The sequence below is a fragment of the Klebsiella pneumoniae genome (assembly GCF_000742135.1).
Taxonomy (GTDB): domain Bacteria; phylum Pseudomonadota; class Gammaproteobacteria; order Enterobacterales; family Enterobacteriaceae; genus Klebsiella; species Klebsiella pneumoniae.
The window spans coordinates 3,554,463-3,570,590 of record NZ_KN046818.1 but is presented as its reverse complement, the minus strand read 5'-3'; the positions used below and the strand labels follow the sequence as shown (position 1 = coordinate 3,570,590).

Below are 16,128 nucleotides of genomic sequence, written 5' to 3'. Positions count from 1 at the left end.
TGTAATTGTTTAAAAAAAGTGAAGCCAATCACAAAGAAATAGCTATTCGTTAACGTTCACGCCGCTGCAGATGCTGACGCAGCCAGCTGCCGGCCGCTCCCGGCGGCGCTTTCTTATTCCACAGCAGATCGACTGAAATCGCCCGCGGCCAGCCGGGGATATCGAGCGCCACCAGCCCGCCCTGCGGCGCAAACTCCGCCACCAGCGCGCTGGGCAGAATGCACCAGCCGAACCCCTGCGCCGCCATGCTGAGCAGCAGCAGGTAGTTTGGCGCCGACCAGACCTGGCCTGCGGCAGGTTCGGTGGCGCTGGCCAGAAAGGTGCTCAAACGCAGCTCGCGCCAGCTGCGCAGCTCATCCCAGGCGACCTTACCCTGCGCCGCCAACGGATGGCCAGGGGCTACATAAATGCCCATCGCCGTCTGCAGCGGCAGGCGGGTGCTGCCGATATCGGTGGGGTAGCGCTCCCTCGCCTCAATCAGCCCCACCTGGGCGCGGGATTTTTGCAGGAGATCGATCACATCCTCGTCTTCGCCAATCAAACACTCAAACTCGGTATGAGGAAAGCGGCGGTCAAACTGCACCAGCAGATCTTCCAGCACGTCCGGGTGCAGAGTATCGGAGAGCACGAAGGTCAGCCGCGGCTCCGTCTCGCCGGACAGCGACACAGCCAGTTCGTCCAGCCGCTCGCTGGCGGCGAGAATCGCTTTGACATAGCTCAGCACCTGCTCCCCCTGCGGGGTCAGCGTCGGTTGCCGCGTTGCCCTGTCAAAGAGGGTTACGCCGAGATCGGCCTCCAGATTGGCGATGGCGGTACTGATCGTCGACTGACTTTTCCGCAGGCGGCGGGCGGCGGCGGAGAACGATCCGCTGTCGACCGCCTCGACAAAGGCGGTTAAGGCTTCCGGTGAATAACGCATGATGTATCTACAATATCGATGGGTCCTATCTTTTGTTTATCATATTTTTCCATAAACTGCCGGGTAATTTCCTGTTCAGGCTAAAACTGGAGGTAGCTCGCCATGCAACAGACCCCACATCAGCGCAAGACGCTCACCGAACGCGTTATCCACGCCATCACCTTCGAAGGACTGGCGACGCTGATCCTCGCCCCTACCGCCGCCTGGCTGATGCAGCGCTCGGTAGTGGAGATGGGCGGACTGAGCATTCTGCTCGCCACCCTGGCGATGGTATGGAACATTATCTATAACGCGGCGTTCGATCGCCTGTGGCCGGTCTCCCGCTTCCCCCGCCAGCTGAAAGTACGCGCCCTGCACGCGCTCGGTTTCGAAACCGGATTCGTCATCATTGGCGTCACCATGGTGGCGATCGTGCTGGGCGTCTCGCTGCTGCAGGCGTTTATGCTGGAGATCGGTTTTATGCTTTTCTTCCTGCCCTACACCATGGCCTTTAACTGGGTATGGGACACCCTGCGCGAGCGCGTTATTCGTCACCGCCGCCCGCGCCAGACGGCGCGCGGTTAATCCCGGCGCGGATCTTCGACGATCCGCCGCGACTTTATCACCAAAAACTATCGCAACAGACGAACCATAAATATGGTAAATTGCACTCCTTTTTTTTGGTTTGACGGTTGATAAAGTCGCATAATGTCTAAAATTTGGTCTAAAGAAGAAACTCTATGGAGTTTTGCCTTATATGGCACTGCAGTAGGCGCTGGGACGCTATTTCTACCGATCCAGCTGGGTTCGGCTGGCGCCATTGTGCTGTTCATCACCGCGCTGGTCGCCTGGCCGCTCACTTACTGGCCCCACAAAGCGCTGAGCCAGTTTATTCTCTCGGCCAATATCGCGCCGGGAACCGGGATCACCGGCGCAGTTAATCACTACTATGGTAAGAAAATTGGCAACCTGATCACCGGCCTCTATTTCCTTGCCTTCTTTGTGGTGGTGCTCATCTACGCCGTGGCCATCACCAACTCGCTGGCCGAACAGGTGGCGCATCGCACGCCGATGACCCCAGGGCTGCGTGCGCTGCTGAGTCTGGGGGTCGTGCTGGTCCTCAACCTGATCTTTCTCATGGGACGGCAGGTCACCATCAAGGTGATGGGCTTTCTGGTCTTCCCGCTTATCGCCTGTTTCCTGTTTCTCTCCCTCTATTTAATCCGCGACTGGCATCCGGAGCATCTCACCAGCCAGATGCAGTTCAGCCCGCAGACGCTCCACCAGGTCTGGATCTCTATTCCCGTGATGGTTTTCGCTTTTAGCCATACGCCGATCATCTCGACTTTTGCTATCGATCAGCAGGAGAAACACGGCGACCTGGCCATGGGTAAATGCAAAAAAATCATGAAGGTGGCCTACACCATCATCTGCGCCAGCGTGCTGTTTTTTGTCTTCAGTTGTCTGCTGGCGATCCCGGCAACCTATATAGAGACCGCCCGCGATCAGGGGGTGACTATCCTCTCCGCCCTGTCGATGGTGCCAGGCGCGCCGGGATGGCTGGCGGTGACCGGCATCATCGTCGCCGTCGTCGCTATGTCGAAGTCGTTTCTCGGAACCTACTTCGGAGTGATTGAGGGCGCCAGCGAAATCGTCAAAAGCTCGCTGGGCCTGCTGGGCGTGCGTAAGAGCCGCGCTTTCAACCGCGCGATGTCGATCCTGCTGGTCTCCGCCTTCACTTTTGCGGTGTGCTTTATCAACCCGAATGCGATCTCAATGATCTACGCTATCAGCGGACCGCTTATCGCCATGATCCTGTTTATTATGCCCACGCTGTCGACATGGCTCATTCCGGCGCTGAAGCCGTACCGCTCGGTGGGTAACGCCATTACGCTGGTGGTTGGTCTGCTCTGCGTGTCGGTGATGTTCTTCGGCTAATCCCCTCTGGCGACAGCGGCTGCCTGAGCTGCTGTCGCACATTCTGACAATATTCTCCCCCTTGCCTTCCTTATGAGCGGATTACACTTACGGCTTAGCCACCGTGAGGAGAGTTCTTATGTCCAGTGTCATCTTATCCGGTCGCGGCACGCTCGGCGATCGCCAGGTCTATCGCTTAGGTTACGGCGCGATGCAGCTGGCCGGCCCCGGTGTTTTCGGCCCGCCCAAAGATCCTGAAGAAGCGGTGCGCGTACTACAGGCCGCCGTCGAGGCCGGGATAAACCATATCGATACCTCTGATTTCTACGGTCCACATGTCACCAATCAGTTGATCCGCAAAGCGCTCCACCCCTACCCTGACGATCTGTGCATTGTCACCAAGGTCAGCGCCCGCCGTGACGAGAAAGGCAACTGGCTACCGGCCATGTCGCCCGCCGAACTGACCCAGGCCGTTGAAGACAATTTGCGTCACCTGGGGCTTGAGGTACTGGAAGTGGTTAATCTGCGCAGTATGCTGAGCCCGTACGGCCCGGTGGAGGGTTCGCTGGAGGCGCCACTCGCCACCCTGCTGGAACTGAAAGAGCGAGGATTAATCCGCCATATCGGCCTCAGCAACGTGACGGCAAAGCAGGTCGCGGATGCGCAGAAAATGACGCCCATCGTCTGCGTGCAAAACCTTTATAACGTTGCCCATCACGCCGACGACGCGCTGGTGGATGCGCTGGCCGCCCAGCACATCGCCTGGGTGCCCTTTTTCCCGCTGGGCGGTTTTACGCCGTTGCAGGCGCAGGAGCTGAACGAGGTCGCGGCTTCGCTTGAGGCGACGCCGATGCAGGTCGCCCTCGCCTGGCTGCTCCAGCGAGCGCCAAATATTCTGCTGATCCCCGGCACCTCCTCCCGCACGCACCTCGCGGAAAATATTGCCGCTGCCGAGCTGGTCCTGCCCGCGGAAGCGCTGCGCACCCTCGATAATATCGCCACCGCCGCGCGCCGCTGACCTGCCAGACAAAATGGAGGGAACCCTATCCCTCCTCAATATTTGCCTGGAAAAACCTCACCGCTACTGGCACTATAGATCCTACAAATGGGGCGTGATCGACGATCGTTCTCTCATTATCCCCGTTAATTAAACTTAAGTTTTTATCCTTCGACCGGTCTCCAGCTTGGAGGCCGTTGTCGTTTTTGTCATGACCAAAATTCGAAACTCTTGATTACAGGAAATACAATATCAAATTCCAAGTTTATACATATCAATCTGGCTGCAAAGATAGTCAATAACATCAAACGCTCATAAAAACATCTGATTAACCCAATCAGAATGTTGCTATTGCTATAAGAAAAATCAAACGCCTCACGACAACTATTTACAAGGGATGCATATGACAGAGGGAACGATAAAGACCAGTAAGTATGAAATTATTGCTATTTTCAGAGAGGAGTTGCGCAAACGTACTGAAATTGAAATATTTTTTAACAACACCAGTATCATAACCCAACTGACGCGCGTGGACTTTGCCGAGTTTCATATTCAGACCCATCGCAAAATCCCGTCCGGGCATAAAATTCGCTTTCTCCTGCATAGCGATTCAGGGAAAATAGAGTTTAATGCGGCCCTGACAAAACATGACAATAGCGGTGTCGATAAAGGTATCCGCTACGCTTTTTCATTGCCTGAATGCCTGTAGGTAGTGCAGCGTCGCCGCGATCCCCGCTTTCGTTTACGCCATGAGCATGACTTTTATTGCCGCGGCCGCCATAAAAACGGCGAAAACTATCTTTTCGATATCAAAGACATTTCAGATGGCGGTTGCGCATTGATGACCAAAACGCCGAATCTTAAATTTCTCAGCCACAACGCCTTACTGAAAAACGCCGTACTTATGCTTGCAGAATATGGCGAGATCACCATCGACCTGGTGGTCAAAAATGTCATTGTTATCACCCTGGATAACGCTAATGAAGAGAGTGAGAGCTACTATCAGATATCCTGCCAGTTTAAGTTCCGCCATCTCGATGACCAGCGCAGAATAGAGAAGATACTGCTGGACCTGATCTTAGAAGCCAAGCGCAAAAAGAGAATCTGACAACCTTGGACAGTATATTGCTGTACACCAATGACAATCTCATTGGTCACTCAATCTATCACTACCTTATTGATAGCCATGAAAATGCCACCCGTCTGAGTTATGCCGATGTCATCCATGAGAAACATCTGCCACTGGCCCAGACGATTATTTTCAATTTAATTAATAAGGATATTTCTGCCATCAGAATCGTCGATCTGCTGAATGCGCTCCGCCTTTCCCTGCTGCGCTGCCAGCAGCCGGTGCTAATGGTGAAAAGCGACATTGTCGGGCTGTGCAGAGAGTTGATAAACTTTGACAACGCTATGATTATTAGTGAGAAATCTCCGCTAACTCTTTTTTCATCTATCGTCCAGCGCGCCAAAGGCGTCAGCGAACTGCCGCCGCGAGGATTGCGCAAACAGCTTTCACCACGGGAGTGTCAGATCCTCGAACTGCTCATTGCCAACAATAATAATAAGCGTATTGCCGCCCTGCTCGGCATTGCTCATAAAACGGTTCATAGCCACCGCATCCATATCATGCAAAAACTGGGTATTGATAATTCCCGCACTATGAATCAGCGTATTGCCGCTCTCCATCAATGCTAAATGTTCTCCCGGTAAATCAGTAGCGGATAAAGCGTACTTATTCGCTGTTGATTTACATTTCCCGCCATTCCCATTAATCATCAGGTAGCCTATAATTAATGTATCCTCTGCCTATTGTCTGACTAACCTCGTGAAGAGGGATAATGAACACTAAAATATTCGAAGACAACATTTTATCTCGTAATGATATCGCTGTACGCTACGTCTTTCAGAAAATGTTTTCCCCACAAGGTACTCTGGTCGCGGTGGAATGCTTAAGCCGCTTTGATAATCTTTCTATTTCCCCCGAAGATTTTTTCCGCCATGCTACCGCCGCCGTTCGTGAACGTATTTTTCTCGAACAACTGGCACTGATTGAAAAGCATAAAGCCTGGTTTTTACGTAACCATATTTCCGCAACAATTAACGTTGATGACCATATCCTGAACCTGTTGCGCCAGAAGGATATAAAAGCCAAAATCGCCGCCCTGACCTGCGTCCATTTCGAGGTAACCGAAAACGCCGAGAATCTGCTGCATAATTCTCTTGCCGCCTGGCAGAGCCCACAGGATACCTCACTGTGGCTCGACGACTTCGGCTCCGGCTACGCGGGAATTAACGCTATTCGCGGTTATCACTTTGACTATGTGAAAATTGATAAGGATTTTTTCTGGCACCTGATGCGCAAAGAGTCCGGCCGCCAGCTGATGGATGCGCTGGTGACCTTTTTATCGCGCAACCATCATAATGTGATTATTGAAGGTGTCGAAAGCGAAGCCCATAAAGAATGGCTGCAGGGAATGGAGTGGTTTGCCATCCAGGGACATTACTGGCGGGAAGTCAGTATTGAACAACTGGTCGCCGATGATATTGCCATGTAAAAAAAGCCGGGAATTCCCGGCTTTTTAACGTCACTTAATTATAAACTAATTCCCACGTTGCCCAGCTGGTAATCGGCCCGCTGGTGGCGCTTTTCGGCGTTGGCGAAACATAGCCAACGTAATAGGTGAACAGGCCGCCGCTGACCGCGCTTTCCTGCAAACGCACCTGATTTTGCTGCGGGTCTGCCGGGACAATTTTATTACTCTTATCCAGCGTATTATTATCGTTAGTCGATAGCGCCAGATAAATATTCTGCGCTCCATCCGGCAAGGTATTGGCCAGATACCCGGCGTTTTCGTTACCGACCGCCGTCAGTAAAAAACCATCGACCCAGCGCACGCTGACCCGACGCACCTCATCCTGCGAGGCTGCCCCACCATCATGGCGCAGCTGGCAGTTTGACAGTGCCAGGGTAAACGGCTGCGGTTTCATAAACGCCCCGGCCCCGCGATCGTGGACTTCCGCCAGGCTGACCGGAGCCAGCCAGACATTACCGCTGCCGGCATGCTGGCCGCCGTTTAGCGCGACGCTACAGGAAATATCCGTCACCCGCCCGGCAAAATCGACCCGCCCGCGATCGTAATTGGTCTCAAAACCCCACGCCGAGGGGGCGGCGAGGCTGCCGCAAAATAGCAGCCACGCGATAGTGTTTTTCGGCAATCCCTTCATTCCCCCTCCCGTATTAATCGTACGTCAGGTTAAAGATCATATGCGACTCCACCTCGCCGGTGCTGGTCGTCGGGCCATACTGATAAAAACGCGCGTGCAGCGGTATGGTGATGTAGCGGGTCTCCTGATTATTCAAGCGGCCGACGGTGTATTTCTTATTAAACTGCAGCGGGGAGCCATCCTTCAGCACCTGGATGCCAATGCCTTTCGCCATCCCGCTGCCGGCTTTTTCATTCAGCAAGGCGCCCATGGTGGCGGTAGTGCTGGTGGCCAGGGTACCGGAGAACGAGGTGCTAATGTTGGCATATCCCGTTTCACTCAGGCCGCCGCTGCACTGCAGGTCGATATTAAAATCCTTCCCGCCGGCGGTGGTGCCGACCCCTTTCAGGTCGGTGCGCCGGATGGAACCCACATCGACATTCATATTTTTCCCGCTCAGCACTGAACAGGAGGGCGAGACCACAGTGATGGCGTTGGCGCTCAGATAGGTTTCGAGGATCGGGTTACCGCCGCTCTCCCAGTCGTAGGAGGTGTACTTACCCGCCGCCAGGGTGCCGCTGCCGGTGGTTGCCGCGGTTTTGATAATCTCCAGCGTAAAGCGCGACCCTTCGAGGGAATAGTTGGTGGTGTTATATACCCGGGACGAAAAGACGTCGGGATAGACGATATTTACCGTTGCGCCGCCGCGGCTGAAACGCATGCCGATTCCCGGCACGTTGGTGGAGTAGATTTTATTTCCAAGGTCCGTGGCCCCTGGCGACACGATCTTCGCCGCAAAGCGGTTGGTGCCGGAAGTACAGCGATAGCTTGCCCCGCCGGGAGCGCTCATCGTCCAGTCGCGGGTAAGGATCACCGAGCCCACCGGCAGATCCGGGGGCACCACCACCCTGCCCACCACCATGTCCAGCATCACCGTTGGCGATGAGAGACGCGTACAGGAGGCCCAGGACGAGGTGGTTCCCAGCGCCATTAAGACGATAAAAAGCGTTAGTAATTTCCTCAGCGACATACGCTATCCTTTGTTGTTTGCTGTCCCAGATCCACCGAACACTGCCCGCCGCTCCACTTCACAATCGCGCGTTTGGCGTTCGCATCGCTGATAAACATCATGCTGCCCTGGCCGACAACGCCGATCTCCTTGCCGTCGGGGGAGAAAATACTTGCCGCAAACGGCAACGGCTCGTGGTTCGCCTGGCGCGCCTGCAGGGTGAGGTTGTTCTGCACCTTAGTGCCGAACGCGACCTTAACCACGCTGCCTTCCCACGGCACAACCTGCGCCACGGTGCGATCGAAGGCCACGTCGTCATGGCTGCCTTTCGGGTCGATTTCCACGGCGTTAATCCGGTACGGGCGCAGATACGGCAGGATGGCGTAACCATTGCTGTCCACACGGGTGCCCGGCGATCCCGGAAGCATCGCCCCGGCCGCGTCTTTGGCTTCAATCAGGGCCATCGTCGAGCCGCTTTCCGGTGAGAGCACCACGCCGCCGCTGTGGGCGATCATCGTCCCGCTGGCGCCAATGCCGCTCTGACGATAGCCTTCGCCCTGGCTGTAGCTGCCGTTGAGGGTGGTCCATGGCGTACGGTAGCTGCCGTTGAGCGCCACATCATGCTGACCGCCGGTGGCGGTGGTGGTCGACACGCCGTAGTTAAGGTTGTTTTCACTGTCCAGCGAACCGTTGATACCAATCTGCGAGCTGGCAAAGCGCGAGTTATTGAACGAGGTGTTCGACGTCAGGTTGGCGGTGCGGTTATCGCCAAACCACAGCGGGTAGCTGAAGTTGAGTGAAATACGATCGTCGCGACGATGACCGGAGCTGTCTGGCGTATAGACGCGCTGCGCGCTCGCCGACCAGGAGAGACGACCAAATGAATTGTTGTAGCTGACCTGATACTGCTTCTCGGTCCCGGAGCGGTTCCAGTAATCGGAGATACGGCCGCTGAGATAAAACCCGCCCCAGCCGTCCGGCAGGTTCTGGTTCACCGTGAAGGTCATGCCGTTTTTTTGCCGCCACAGGGTGTAGTTGCTGCGACTATTTTTTTCCTGATCGACGGCGTACAGCGCGTCGTTGAGGTTGTAATAACCTTTCGTCGAGTAGCGATACGCCGCCAACACGATGCTGGTCTGGGTATCGGTAAACATGCGGTTAAAGGTCGCGCGATAGCTCTGACCCGAGTCATCATGGGCATCGCTCTTCAACCGCGAATGGGTGACGTCAAAAGAGAGCGCGCCGATGCCGGTGTTCATCCCGGTCCCTACCAGGAAGGCCTGATAGTCGTCAAAACCGGTGACCCCGGTGTAGCCGGTCAACAGGTTGTTGATCCCGTGCTGCCAGGTCGCCTGATAGAGCATCGGCTTGTTGCGCAGCGCGCTGTCGTCCACTTTACCGGCGGAGAGCGCGTAGCGGGTCATTCCCGGACGCAGCAGCTGGGCGACGGAAGCGTAAGGCACGCTAAACACTTCTACCGAGCCATCCGCTTCTTTCACCGAGACCTCAAGATCGCTGCCATAGCCGGAAGGATAGACATCCTGCAGGGTAAACGGTCCGGGCGGAACGGTGGTCTGATAGATAATATTGCTGCCCTGACGCACGGTGACGAGGGCGTTGCTCTGCGCCACGCCGCGAATTTCCGGAGCATACGAGCGCATGCCGTCCGGGAACATATTGTCATCGGTGGAAAGATTAACCCCGCGCAGACCGATGGTGTCGAAAAATTCACCATTGGTGAAAATCTGCCCGCCGCTGACGATGGAGTTGAGCTGTGGGATAGGGCGCTGGAGATAGGTCTGGTTGCTGTTCCAGTGCGCTTTACCCTGCTGCTGCTGCCAGTTCAGGTTGCCGATGTGCTTCAGCAGCCAGCCGTCCCACGACAGACCGGCGTTGACGCCCAGATAGGCGCTGCTGTTATCCGACCCGCCTACCGAAGAGGTATGGCTGTTCCAGGCGTTCGCCATCCAGCCAAGATTGAGCGCGGTAATACCTTTGTCCCAGAACTCCGGGCTGACATAGTTTTTCAGGCGTTGATCTTCATAGATCTGCGGTACCGAAATGTTCAACCGCAGGGAGGACTGGACCAGGTTGTCTTTGACGTTTTCTTCGTTGCGCCAGGATTTGAGGCTACCGCAGTAGCCCTCCTGCTCGCTCAGCTGCGGATTGAGCTTTTCCGCCGCGATGCCATATTGGGCCAGCATCGCTTTGGTGTAGCAGACGCCCAGCCGACCATCTTTATCGCGCGCGATGCGTAAATCGTAGCGCCCTTTCCACTCGTCGTTGGTGTAGACGTCAAGGGAGTAAGTGCCTTCGGTAATCGCGCTGGTCGAAAAGCGCGACAGATCGACCTTTTCGCGACTGCCGACAATAAAGCCGTCGTTAAACTGATATACCGTTCCCGGGTTTTCCTGTCCGCTGGAAAATGGCGGAAAGCAGCACAGCGCGATGGCGATCGCGGTGCTTAATCTTCCCGGGCAGAATGACCTCTGCTTCATTAGCTTTTCCCTTATTTAACGGCCACTTTCACTGCGACATCGGCGCCATAGTCATTAATGTTGTTAACGGTCAGGGTTTCGCCGCGGTTGACGGCGGAGGAGAGCGCCACCGTCTGGCTGGACTGCGGCGCCAGCATCACGGTTTTACTGTTCAGGGCTTTACCGCCGTCGCGGGAAATACGGCTGACGGTAATGTAGAACGGCGTCGGGTTGTTGATGCCGAGACTACTGCCGCTGGCGGTCAGGGTCAGCTTCTCGGCCGCCGCATCGCGGTTGCCCAGTCCGGCAGGACGATAAATAAATTTAAAGCGCGAACGGATCGCCAGCTGCAGCACGTTCTGGCCTTCATTTTTCTGATTGGCCACCACCGGCGGAATTTCCAGCAGATTCAGCCACCACAGCGTCTCTTTATCTTTCGCCAGACCGGCGCTGCTGCCGAGCTTAATACGCAGCGTCTGGCCGCTCTTGGCGTCAACGCGCGAAATCGGCGGGGTGATAATAAACGGGGTGGTAATGGTATCCGGTGTGGCATCGGCATCGCCGTTATCCAGCCAGGCCTGCGCCAGCGCCGGACGGTCGGCGTTATTTGAAAGCTGTACCGTTATTTCTTTTTCATTTCCTGGATAAATAAAGCGGGTACCGTTAACAATAATATTGTTGGCATGGGCCGCAAAACTAAAAATGAAACAGAAAAAAAGGGCAATACGCTTCATGCTGACCTCAGAATAAAAATACAAGCGGCGGACATTGCCGCTTTATTATTGTTATTAACTGCCCCATCGCGGGGCAGTTTTATTTTCTGACGGAATTACTGGTAAGTAATTTCGTAAGTCGCGTAGCTGTTAACCACACCGGTGGTTACCGTGGTCGGCGCGCTGGTGGCGTAGCCTACGTAGTAGGTGAAACGCGCGCCATCAGCTACAGCGGAAGCGTCGCCTTTCGCTTTCGGCTGAGTGCTGTCACCCGGGATGATTTTGTTGGTCAGCGCGGTAGCGTTGTCAGTAGACAGCACCAGCTGGATGTTCTGAGCACCGGAAGCTTCGGTGTTCGCCAGGTAGCCCTGTTGTTTGCTGGTTGCGCCAGCCAGCAGGTTACCGCCGGTCCAGTTCACGCCCAGTTTGCTTACGTCATCCTGTTTAGTGCCATCAGCAGCCTGGCAGTTAGAGACGTCAATGGTGAAAGATTTCGGTTTCAGGTAAGTATCCGCTGCTGCCGCTTTAACTTCAGTCAGGGTTACCGGAGACAGGTAAACGTTCGCATCGCTGCCCTGGCCGTTAACGGAAACAGTACAGGATACATCGGTAACTTTACCGAAGAAATTAACCTGGCCGCCGCCAACAGTGGTATCAGCTGCATGGGCAGCAGTCATGCCAAAAAACGCGGTTGCCATTGCTGCAGAGAGAAGAACCTTTTTCATTGCCATTTCCTTGTCAGAGTGAATTACGAATCAATGAGCACACTGTGAATTCGCATAGAACCAGAAACATCAGGCGATGCTGATTTATGCCACTGCTAATAGAATCTTCGACTGACCGGGAGCCGCAATATTTAAGGCGTCAGGTAACGAACCTAAAAATATAAGTTCGCTGGTGCTATCGGCGTCAAAGAATGCTATTTATTCGCCGACAAATATACATTTGTTCACGTTTCATTAAGTTATATAACAGATAACCATCGACTATTAATAAACAGTCATTGATAGATGAAAACGCGAGGGTGGTTGTTTACAGCGCAGCAAGCCTAACGCCAGAGCGAGAGAAAGTGACCGCAACAGCATGCAGAAAAAGCCCTCGGAAGGCCATCGCGATAAGTCTGAATCTGCCTTTGCGGTGGTGAAAACAGCACCAAACCATTCACACAACGAATGATGAAAGCATGAATGAGGCGCATTCCTCTCCCTGAACAAGGGCAGCCCATGTGATCCCCCTTTCAGAAACAAATCATTAATCCATTGTTTTTAAACTAAAAAATAGATAAACGATCATGTTTACGCCATCAAACCGCCATAAAAATGTGATCTAAATCGCACTTTTTGCCACGCGCGTTATAGTTAGCAGGCTTATTATAAGTCCATCGAAAGCAAACATGCTTTCCACCATAAAAGTTAAAAGGACAAACACCATGAAAAACGTAAAATTACTCGCCGCTGCCGGTATGCTCTCCCTGGTCTCTTTCGCTAGCTTCGCTCATCCGGTGAGCGTGACAGCAGACACCCTGGACAGCGCAGAAGCGAAAATCGCAACCATTGCGAAAGAACAAGGCGCTTCCTATCACATTACCGAAGCGTACACCGGCAACCAGGTCCATATGACCGCCGAGCTGTCTAAATAAGCGAATGGTTGCAGAGGGAGCTGCCGGACAGGCCGCCTGCGGGTGGCTGGTCTGGCTCCCGCCGCCCACCCCGCACGCAGCAATGTCTAGCCCCGTTACGGGGCTTTTTTCGTTTTTGCTCCCGCCGCCTGACGCGCCAGCGCGCGCTGGATAGACATCACGCTCGCCAGCACCACGATCAATCCCATCAGCGCCATCCCCTGGATCTTTTGTCCGAGGAATATCCATCCCAGTACCACGGCGGTCACCGGGCTCAGCAGACTCATCGCCGACACGGCCACCGGTGAGAGGCGGCCAATCCCCCGAAACCACAGGCCATAGGCCAGCATGGCGCCCGCCAAGCACAGCCACAGATAGCCGGCCGCCTGCAGCACTGTTACCTGATGCAAAGGAGGGTCAACGATCAGCGCCACCGGGGCCAGCACCACCCCACCGATCGTCAGCTGCCAGCCGGTCAGCGCGACGATCGGCAGGGAGAGCGCCCAGCGCCGGGAGAGCCAGGTGCCCAGCGCCATACTGATCGCCCCGAGAAACGCCGCGCCGATGCCCAGCGGGTCGAGGACGGTGTGCGGCGACAGCAGCAGCATGGCCATACCGAGTATGCCGGCGATGGCGGAGAACACCGCCAGCCAGGGCGAGCGCTGCCGGTCGACGCACCAGGCGAGGAGCATCACCAGCAGCGGCTGGATCGCGCCGATCACTGCCGCAAGCCCGCCGGGTAAGCGATAGGCGGCGATAAACAACAGCGCCTGAAACGCGCCGATATTTAAGATGCCGGTAACGATCAGCTTTGCCCATTCGCCGCGTTGCGGAAAACGACGGCTCCAGATCAGCAGGGCGATACCTGCCGGCAGCACCCTCAGCAGCGCAGCAATAAATGGGCGGTCAGGGGGCAGAAACTGGGAGGTGACGATGTAGGTCGTCCCCCAGATAGCGGGCGCCAGCGCGGTGAGCAGCAGGTCGAGAATCAGATTACGTGAGAGAAAAGCCATGATTTTATCTTCACTTCAAGGTAAATTAGTGAGTGAAGTATGTACCGTCAAGTATCTTGATATCAAGACAAGTGAGCACTAATGGACAAATCACCGCCGATCGACGCCGTGGATCGCATCCTCGCCCAGTGGCAGCGGGAGCGGCCAGATCTCGACTGCAGCCCCATGGGGCCGATAGGTCGCCTGAAACGATGCGCTATGCTGCTGGAGCCGCAGGTGGAAGTGGCCTTTACGCGCCACGATCTGGTGCGCTGGGAGTTTGACATGCTGGCGACGCTGCGGCGCGCCGGGGCGCCTTTCGTACTTTCGCCCACCCAGCTCTTCTCCACGCTGATGATTACCTCCGGTACCATGACCCATCGTCTGAAGGCGCTGGAGAAACGCGGGTTTATTACCCGCCTGCCCAATCCGGAGGATGCCCGCAGTATGCTGGTCGCCCTGACTTCCGCCGGACGCGAACGGATCGATGCCGCAGTAGAAACCCACGTCGACAACGAACGGCAACTGCTGGCAGGACTCAGTGACGGTGAACGCCAGCAGTTGGATCAGGCGCTGCGGGTGTTGATGCGACTGCTGGAAACGGGCTAACAGCCAGCGGCGATAAAGTCGCCGTTGGCGCTGATCGGCACCACGCTGAAAAACAATCCCACGGCAAAGAGGATCAGCGCCAGACCGCCGAGGATCTTCACCAACGGTACCAGCCAGGGCCGCGGGCGGTGATTCGTGGCCAATCGTTTGACCGTCCGATGGCGCGCATAGTGAACCAGTAGCGACAGACCGAGGATCGAGAGCGCGGTGCCCAGCGCCATGCTCATCACCGCGGCGATGCCCCAGCTAACAATCCCCAACGCATTGGCGAATAATAAAATCATGATCGCCCCGCTACAGGGCCGAACGCCGATAGCCAGCACCACGCCAAGGCGCGTCTTCCAGTCAGCGCCCTGCAGATCCTGCCCCACGCCGTGATGGCCGCAGCCGCACGAGGCGTCATGCTGATGCGCTGGCGTCAGACGGCGAATCACCTGTTTTGTCGGCCACAGGCTTTGCAGAGCGCGAAAGATAACATAAGCCCCAAAGACGCCGATGGTCAGGGCGCTGATCTTCTCGACGTACCAGCGGCTGGCGCTAAGATCGCCAGCGGCCAGATTCAGCCCCACCGCAAGAATAAAGACAAAGAGTATCGCAGTGACGCCCTGCAACAGGCTGCCGAGAAAGGGCACCACCCGCGCCGCCGTCAGGCTCTCCTTATTGGTGCTCAGGTAGGTCGTCACGATAAATTTACCGTGTCCCGGTCCGACGGCGTGCAGCACGCCATAGAGAAAGGCCCCCACCAGCAGCCAGATACCGCCGCTGTACTGATGGTTATTCAGCAACAGAAGGTACATCACCAGATAGCGATGCAGGGTAATTTGGGTGGCGAGACACCACTGGAGAAAGTCACCCCAGTGGCTGTGCAAGGTGATAGCGGTGGCCAGCAGTAGAAGGCCGCCGCACCCGGCCGCCAGCAGGCGCCAGTCGCGGAGCGCAATCGGAGTCGTCATCGTTATACCATTGTAGTAAACGTAAACCGCCTGACAGCAACTTTACGACAGGCGAGCGAAGGTGTCAGCGCTGAAGGGTGAGGAATTTGTCGAAGCTGTTCACGGGATTGTTCGTAGTCACCAGGCTCCGCATTATCTACCGATCGCTATCTTCCCGACACCGTATTAGCGCAGAATGCCTCAATATCTTGAGCATACCACAGCTATATCTTTTTATGCGTTATTGGTTACCAATACCTTTTAACAGGAATAATTACTCAAAAAATCACAGATAAAAATAAATAACTTATTTCTTGGCGAGCATTTTTTGTCAGTTATTATGCTGCGCTTCCGGCAAGAATATTCTTTAACTGCTATTTATTGTACTCTTCAGCAGGATCACTTCCATGAAAAGAGGCTTACTTACCCTGGTTACTGCTGCCATCGCTTTCCGTACAGGCCACCTGGCGCAGCGACAAGCGCCAGGAGGCACGTGACGAAAAGTGGTGAACCGGCAGGATTCGGCGTATCCTGGATGTGAGTCCTTCCCGCGCCGAAGCGAGTATTCCAACCCGCCGCCAGACCGTGTCGCAATACTTACCTGTCCTCTACTACCTCCCATTGATATCTTCCTGTATACGTTGACCGTGACGAGTTTTCATCTCATTCAACCGCATGTACCAGATTAAGCTTACCCGTTGAAATACGGCGTAATGTGCTCTATTACAGACAATGCTATTATCACCAGGCTTTTTGCAG

General features: G+C 55.2%; 15 protein-coding genes and 1 pseudogene. 8 read left to right on the top strand and 8 right to left on the bottom strand.

Annotation, left to right across the window (positions count from 1 at the left end; translation table 11 throughout):
* Positions 1-49 precede the first annotated feature (49 nt).
* On the bottom strand, positions 50-919 hold the full coding sequence (locus DR88_RS08760) for a LysR family transcriptional regulator (RefSeq protein WP_004185510.1): 870 nt from the start codon (positions 917-919) through the stop codon (positions 50-52).
* Positions 920-1,021: 102 nt separating this feature from the next.
* Here DR88_RS08760 and DR88_RS08765 point away from each other — a divergent pair, with 102 nt between their 5' ends.
* The 6 genes and pseudogenes from DR88_RS08765 (at position 1,022) to mrkJ (ending at position 6,370) form a co-directional block, all read left to right on the top strand.
* A complete protein-coding gene (locus DR88_RS08765; RefSeq protein ID WP_002916056.1) occupies positions 1,022-1,483 on the top strand; it encodes a multidrug/biocide efflux PACE transporter in 462 nt (153 codons plus the stop codon).
* Between the two features lie 123 nt (positions 1,484-1,606).
* Entirely contained in the window at positions 1,607-2,836 is a 1,230-nt protein-coding gene (locus DR88_RS08770; protein WP_002916058.1) for an amino acid permease, read from the top strand.
* A 118-nt stretch (positions 2,837-2,954) separates the two neighbouring features.
* On the top strand, positions 2,955-3,833 hold the full coding sequence (locus DR88_RS08775) for an aldo/keto reductase family oxidoreductase (RefSeq protein WP_025861618.1): 879 nt from the start codon (positions 2,955-2,957) through the stop codon (positions 3,831-3,833).
* A gap of 382 nt (positions 3,834-4,215) precedes the next feature.
* Positions 4,216-4,920, top strand: a pseudogene (mrkH, locus tag DR88_RS30960) (transcriptional activator MrkH).
* Positions 4,921-4,925: 5 nt separating this feature from the next.
* Positions 4,926-5,510 carry a transcriptional regulator MrkI gene (gene mrkI, locus DR88_RS08780; protein ID WP_004149657.1) on the top strand — a complete coding sequence of 195 codons (585 nt, stop codon included), beginning with the start codon at positions 4,926-4,928 and terminating at the stop codon, positions 5,508-5,510.
* 143 nt (positions 5,511-5,653) lie between these two features.
* On the top strand, positions 5,654-6,370 hold the full coding sequence (gene mrkJ / locus DR88_RS08785; protein WP_004149658.1) for a cyclic-di-GMP phosphodiesterase MrkJ: 717 nt from the start codon (positions 5,654-5,656) through the stop codon (positions 6,368-6,370).
* A 34-nt stretch (positions 6,371-6,404) separates the two neighbouring features.
* On the opposite strand, the gene mrkF is transcribed toward mrkJ, so the two are convergent.
* The 5 genes from mrkF to mrkA all read right to left on the bottom strand — a co-directional run bounded on the left by mrkF (position 6,405) and on the right by mrkA (position 11,943).
* Positions 6,405-7,040: a type 3 fimbria minor subunit MrkF gene (gene mrkF / locus DR88_RS08790; RefSeq protein ID WP_002916122.1), complete on the bottom strand. Its 636-nt coding sequence runs from the start codon at positions 7,038-7,040 to the stop codon at positions 6,405-6,407.
* Between the two features lie 13 nt (positions 7,041-7,053).
* Entirely contained in the window at positions 7,054-8,049 is a 996-nt protein-coding gene (gene mrkD / locus DR88_RS08795; protein ID WP_004149659.1) for a type 3 fimbria adhesin subunit MrkD, read from the bottom strand.
* On the bottom strand, positions 8,040-10,526 hold the full coding sequence (gene mrkC, locus DR88_RS08800; RefSeq protein ID WP_000813718.1) for a type 3 fimbria usher protein MrkC: 2,487 nt from the start codon (positions 10,524-10,526) through the stop codon (positions 8,040-8,042). The genes mrkD and mrkC overlap by 10 nt, the downstream gene beginning before the upstream one ends.
* 11 nt (positions 10,527-10,537) lie before the next feature.
* The gene (gene mrkB, locus DR88_RS08805) at positions 10,538-11,239 is read right to left on the bottom strand and encodes a type 3 fimbria chaperone MrkB (protein WP_020723553.1); all 702 of its coding nucleotides are present in this window, start codon (positions 11,237-11,239) and stop codon (positions 10,538-10,540) included.
* Positions 11,240-11,334: 95 nt separating this feature from the next.
* A complete protein-coding gene (mrkA, locus tag DR88_RS08810; protein WP_002916128.1) occupies positions 11,335-11,943 on the bottom strand; it encodes a type 3 fimbria major subunit MrkA in 609 nt (202 codons plus the stop codon).
* A gap of 704 nt (positions 11,944-12,647) precedes the next feature.
* Between mrkA and DR88_RS08815 the strand changes: the two genes are divergently transcribed.
* Complete coding sequence (locus DR88_RS08815; RefSeq protein ID WP_002916131.1) at positions 12,648-12,857, top strand: YdgH/BhsA/McbA family protein; 210 nt, start codon at positions 12,648-12,650, stop codon at positions 12,855-12,857.
* Between the two features lie 95 nt (positions 12,858-12,952).
* Here DR88_RS08815 and DR88_RS08820 read toward each other — a convergent pair whose 3' ends face one another.
* Positions 12,953-13,849 (bottom strand): EamA family transporter, encoded by an 897-nt coding sequence (locus tag DR88_RS08820; RefSeq protein ID WP_004185514.1) that lies wholly within the window; start codon positions 13,847-13,849, stop codon positions 12,953-12,955.
* Positions 13,850-13,930: 81 nt separating this feature from the next.
* On the opposite strand from DR88_RS08820, the gene DR88_RS08825 reads away from it, so the two are divergent.
* Positions 13,931-14,437, top strand: a complete 507-nt coding sequence (locus DR88_RS08825) for a MarR family winged helix-turn-helix transcriptional regulator (protein WP_002916184.1) — start codon at positions 13,931-13,933, stop codon at positions 14,435-14,437.
* Here the strand turns inward: DR88_RS08825 and DR88_RS08830 are convergent.
* Positions 14,434-15,390: a nickel/cobalt transporter gene (locus DR88_RS08830; protein WP_004149662.1), complete on the bottom strand. Its 957-nt coding sequence runs from the start codon at positions 15,388-15,390 to the stop codon at positions 14,434-14,436. The genes DR88_RS08825 and DR88_RS08830 overlap by 4 nt on opposite strands.
* Positions 15,391-16,128: the final 738 nt, after the last annotated feature.

Bases quoted from the DNA above. Each gene is read 5' to 3' on its own strand.
- DR88_RS08760 (WP_004185510.1), bottom strand. From the start codon at position 919: ATGCGTTATTCACCGGAAGCCTTAACCGCCTTTGTCGAGGCGGTCGAC.
- DR88_RS08765 (WP_002916056.1), top strand. From the start codon at position 1,022: ATGCAACAGACCCCACATCAGCGCAAGACGCTCACCGAACGCGTTATC.
- DR88_RS08770 (WP_002916058.1), top strand. From the start codon at position 1,607: ATGTCTAAAATTTGGTCTAAAGAAGAAACTCTATGGAGTTTTGCCTTA.
- DR88_RS08775 (WP_025861618.1), top strand. From the start codon at position 2,955: ATGTCCAGTGTCATCTTATCCGGTCGCGGCACGCTCGGCGATCGCCAG.
- mrkJ (WP_004149658.1), top strand. From the start codon at position 5,654: ATGAACACTAAAATATTCGAAGACAACATTTTATCTCGTAATGATATC.
- mrkF (WP_002916122.1), bottom strand. From the start codon at position 7,040: ATGAAGGGATTGCCGAAAAACACTATCGCGTGGCTGCTATTTTGCGGC.
- mrkD (WP_004149659.1), bottom strand. From the start codon at position 8,049: ATGTCGCTGAGGAAATTACTAACGCTTTTTATCGTCTTAATGGCGCTG.
- mrkC (WP_000813718.1), bottom strand. From the start codon at position 10,526: ATGAAGCAGAGGTCATTCTGCCCGGGAAGATTAAGCACCGCGATCGCC.
- mrkB (WP_020723553.1), bottom strand. From the start codon at position 11,239: ATGAAGCGTATTGCCCTTTTTTTCTGTTTCATTTTTAGTTTTGCGGCC.
- mrkA (WP_002916128.1), bottom strand. From the start codon at position 11,943: ATGAAAAAGGTTCTTCTCTCTGCAGCAATGGCAACCGCGTTTTTTGGC.
- DR88_RS08815 (WP_002916131.1), top strand. From the start codon at position 12,648: ATGAAAAACGTAAAATTACTCGCCGCTGCCGGTATGCTCTCCCTGGTC.
- DR88_RS08820 (WP_004185514.1), bottom strand. From the start codon at position 13,849: ATGGCTTTTCTCTCACGTAATCTGATTCTCGACCTGCTGCTCACCGCG.
- DR88_RS08825 (WP_002916184.1), top strand. From the start codon at position 13,931: ATGGACAAATCACCGCCGATCGACGCCGTGGATCGCATCCTCGCCCAG.
- DR88_RS08830 (WP_004149662.1), bottom strand. From the start codon at position 15,390: ATGACGACTCCGATTGCGCTCCGCGACTGGCGCCTGCTGGCGGCCGGG.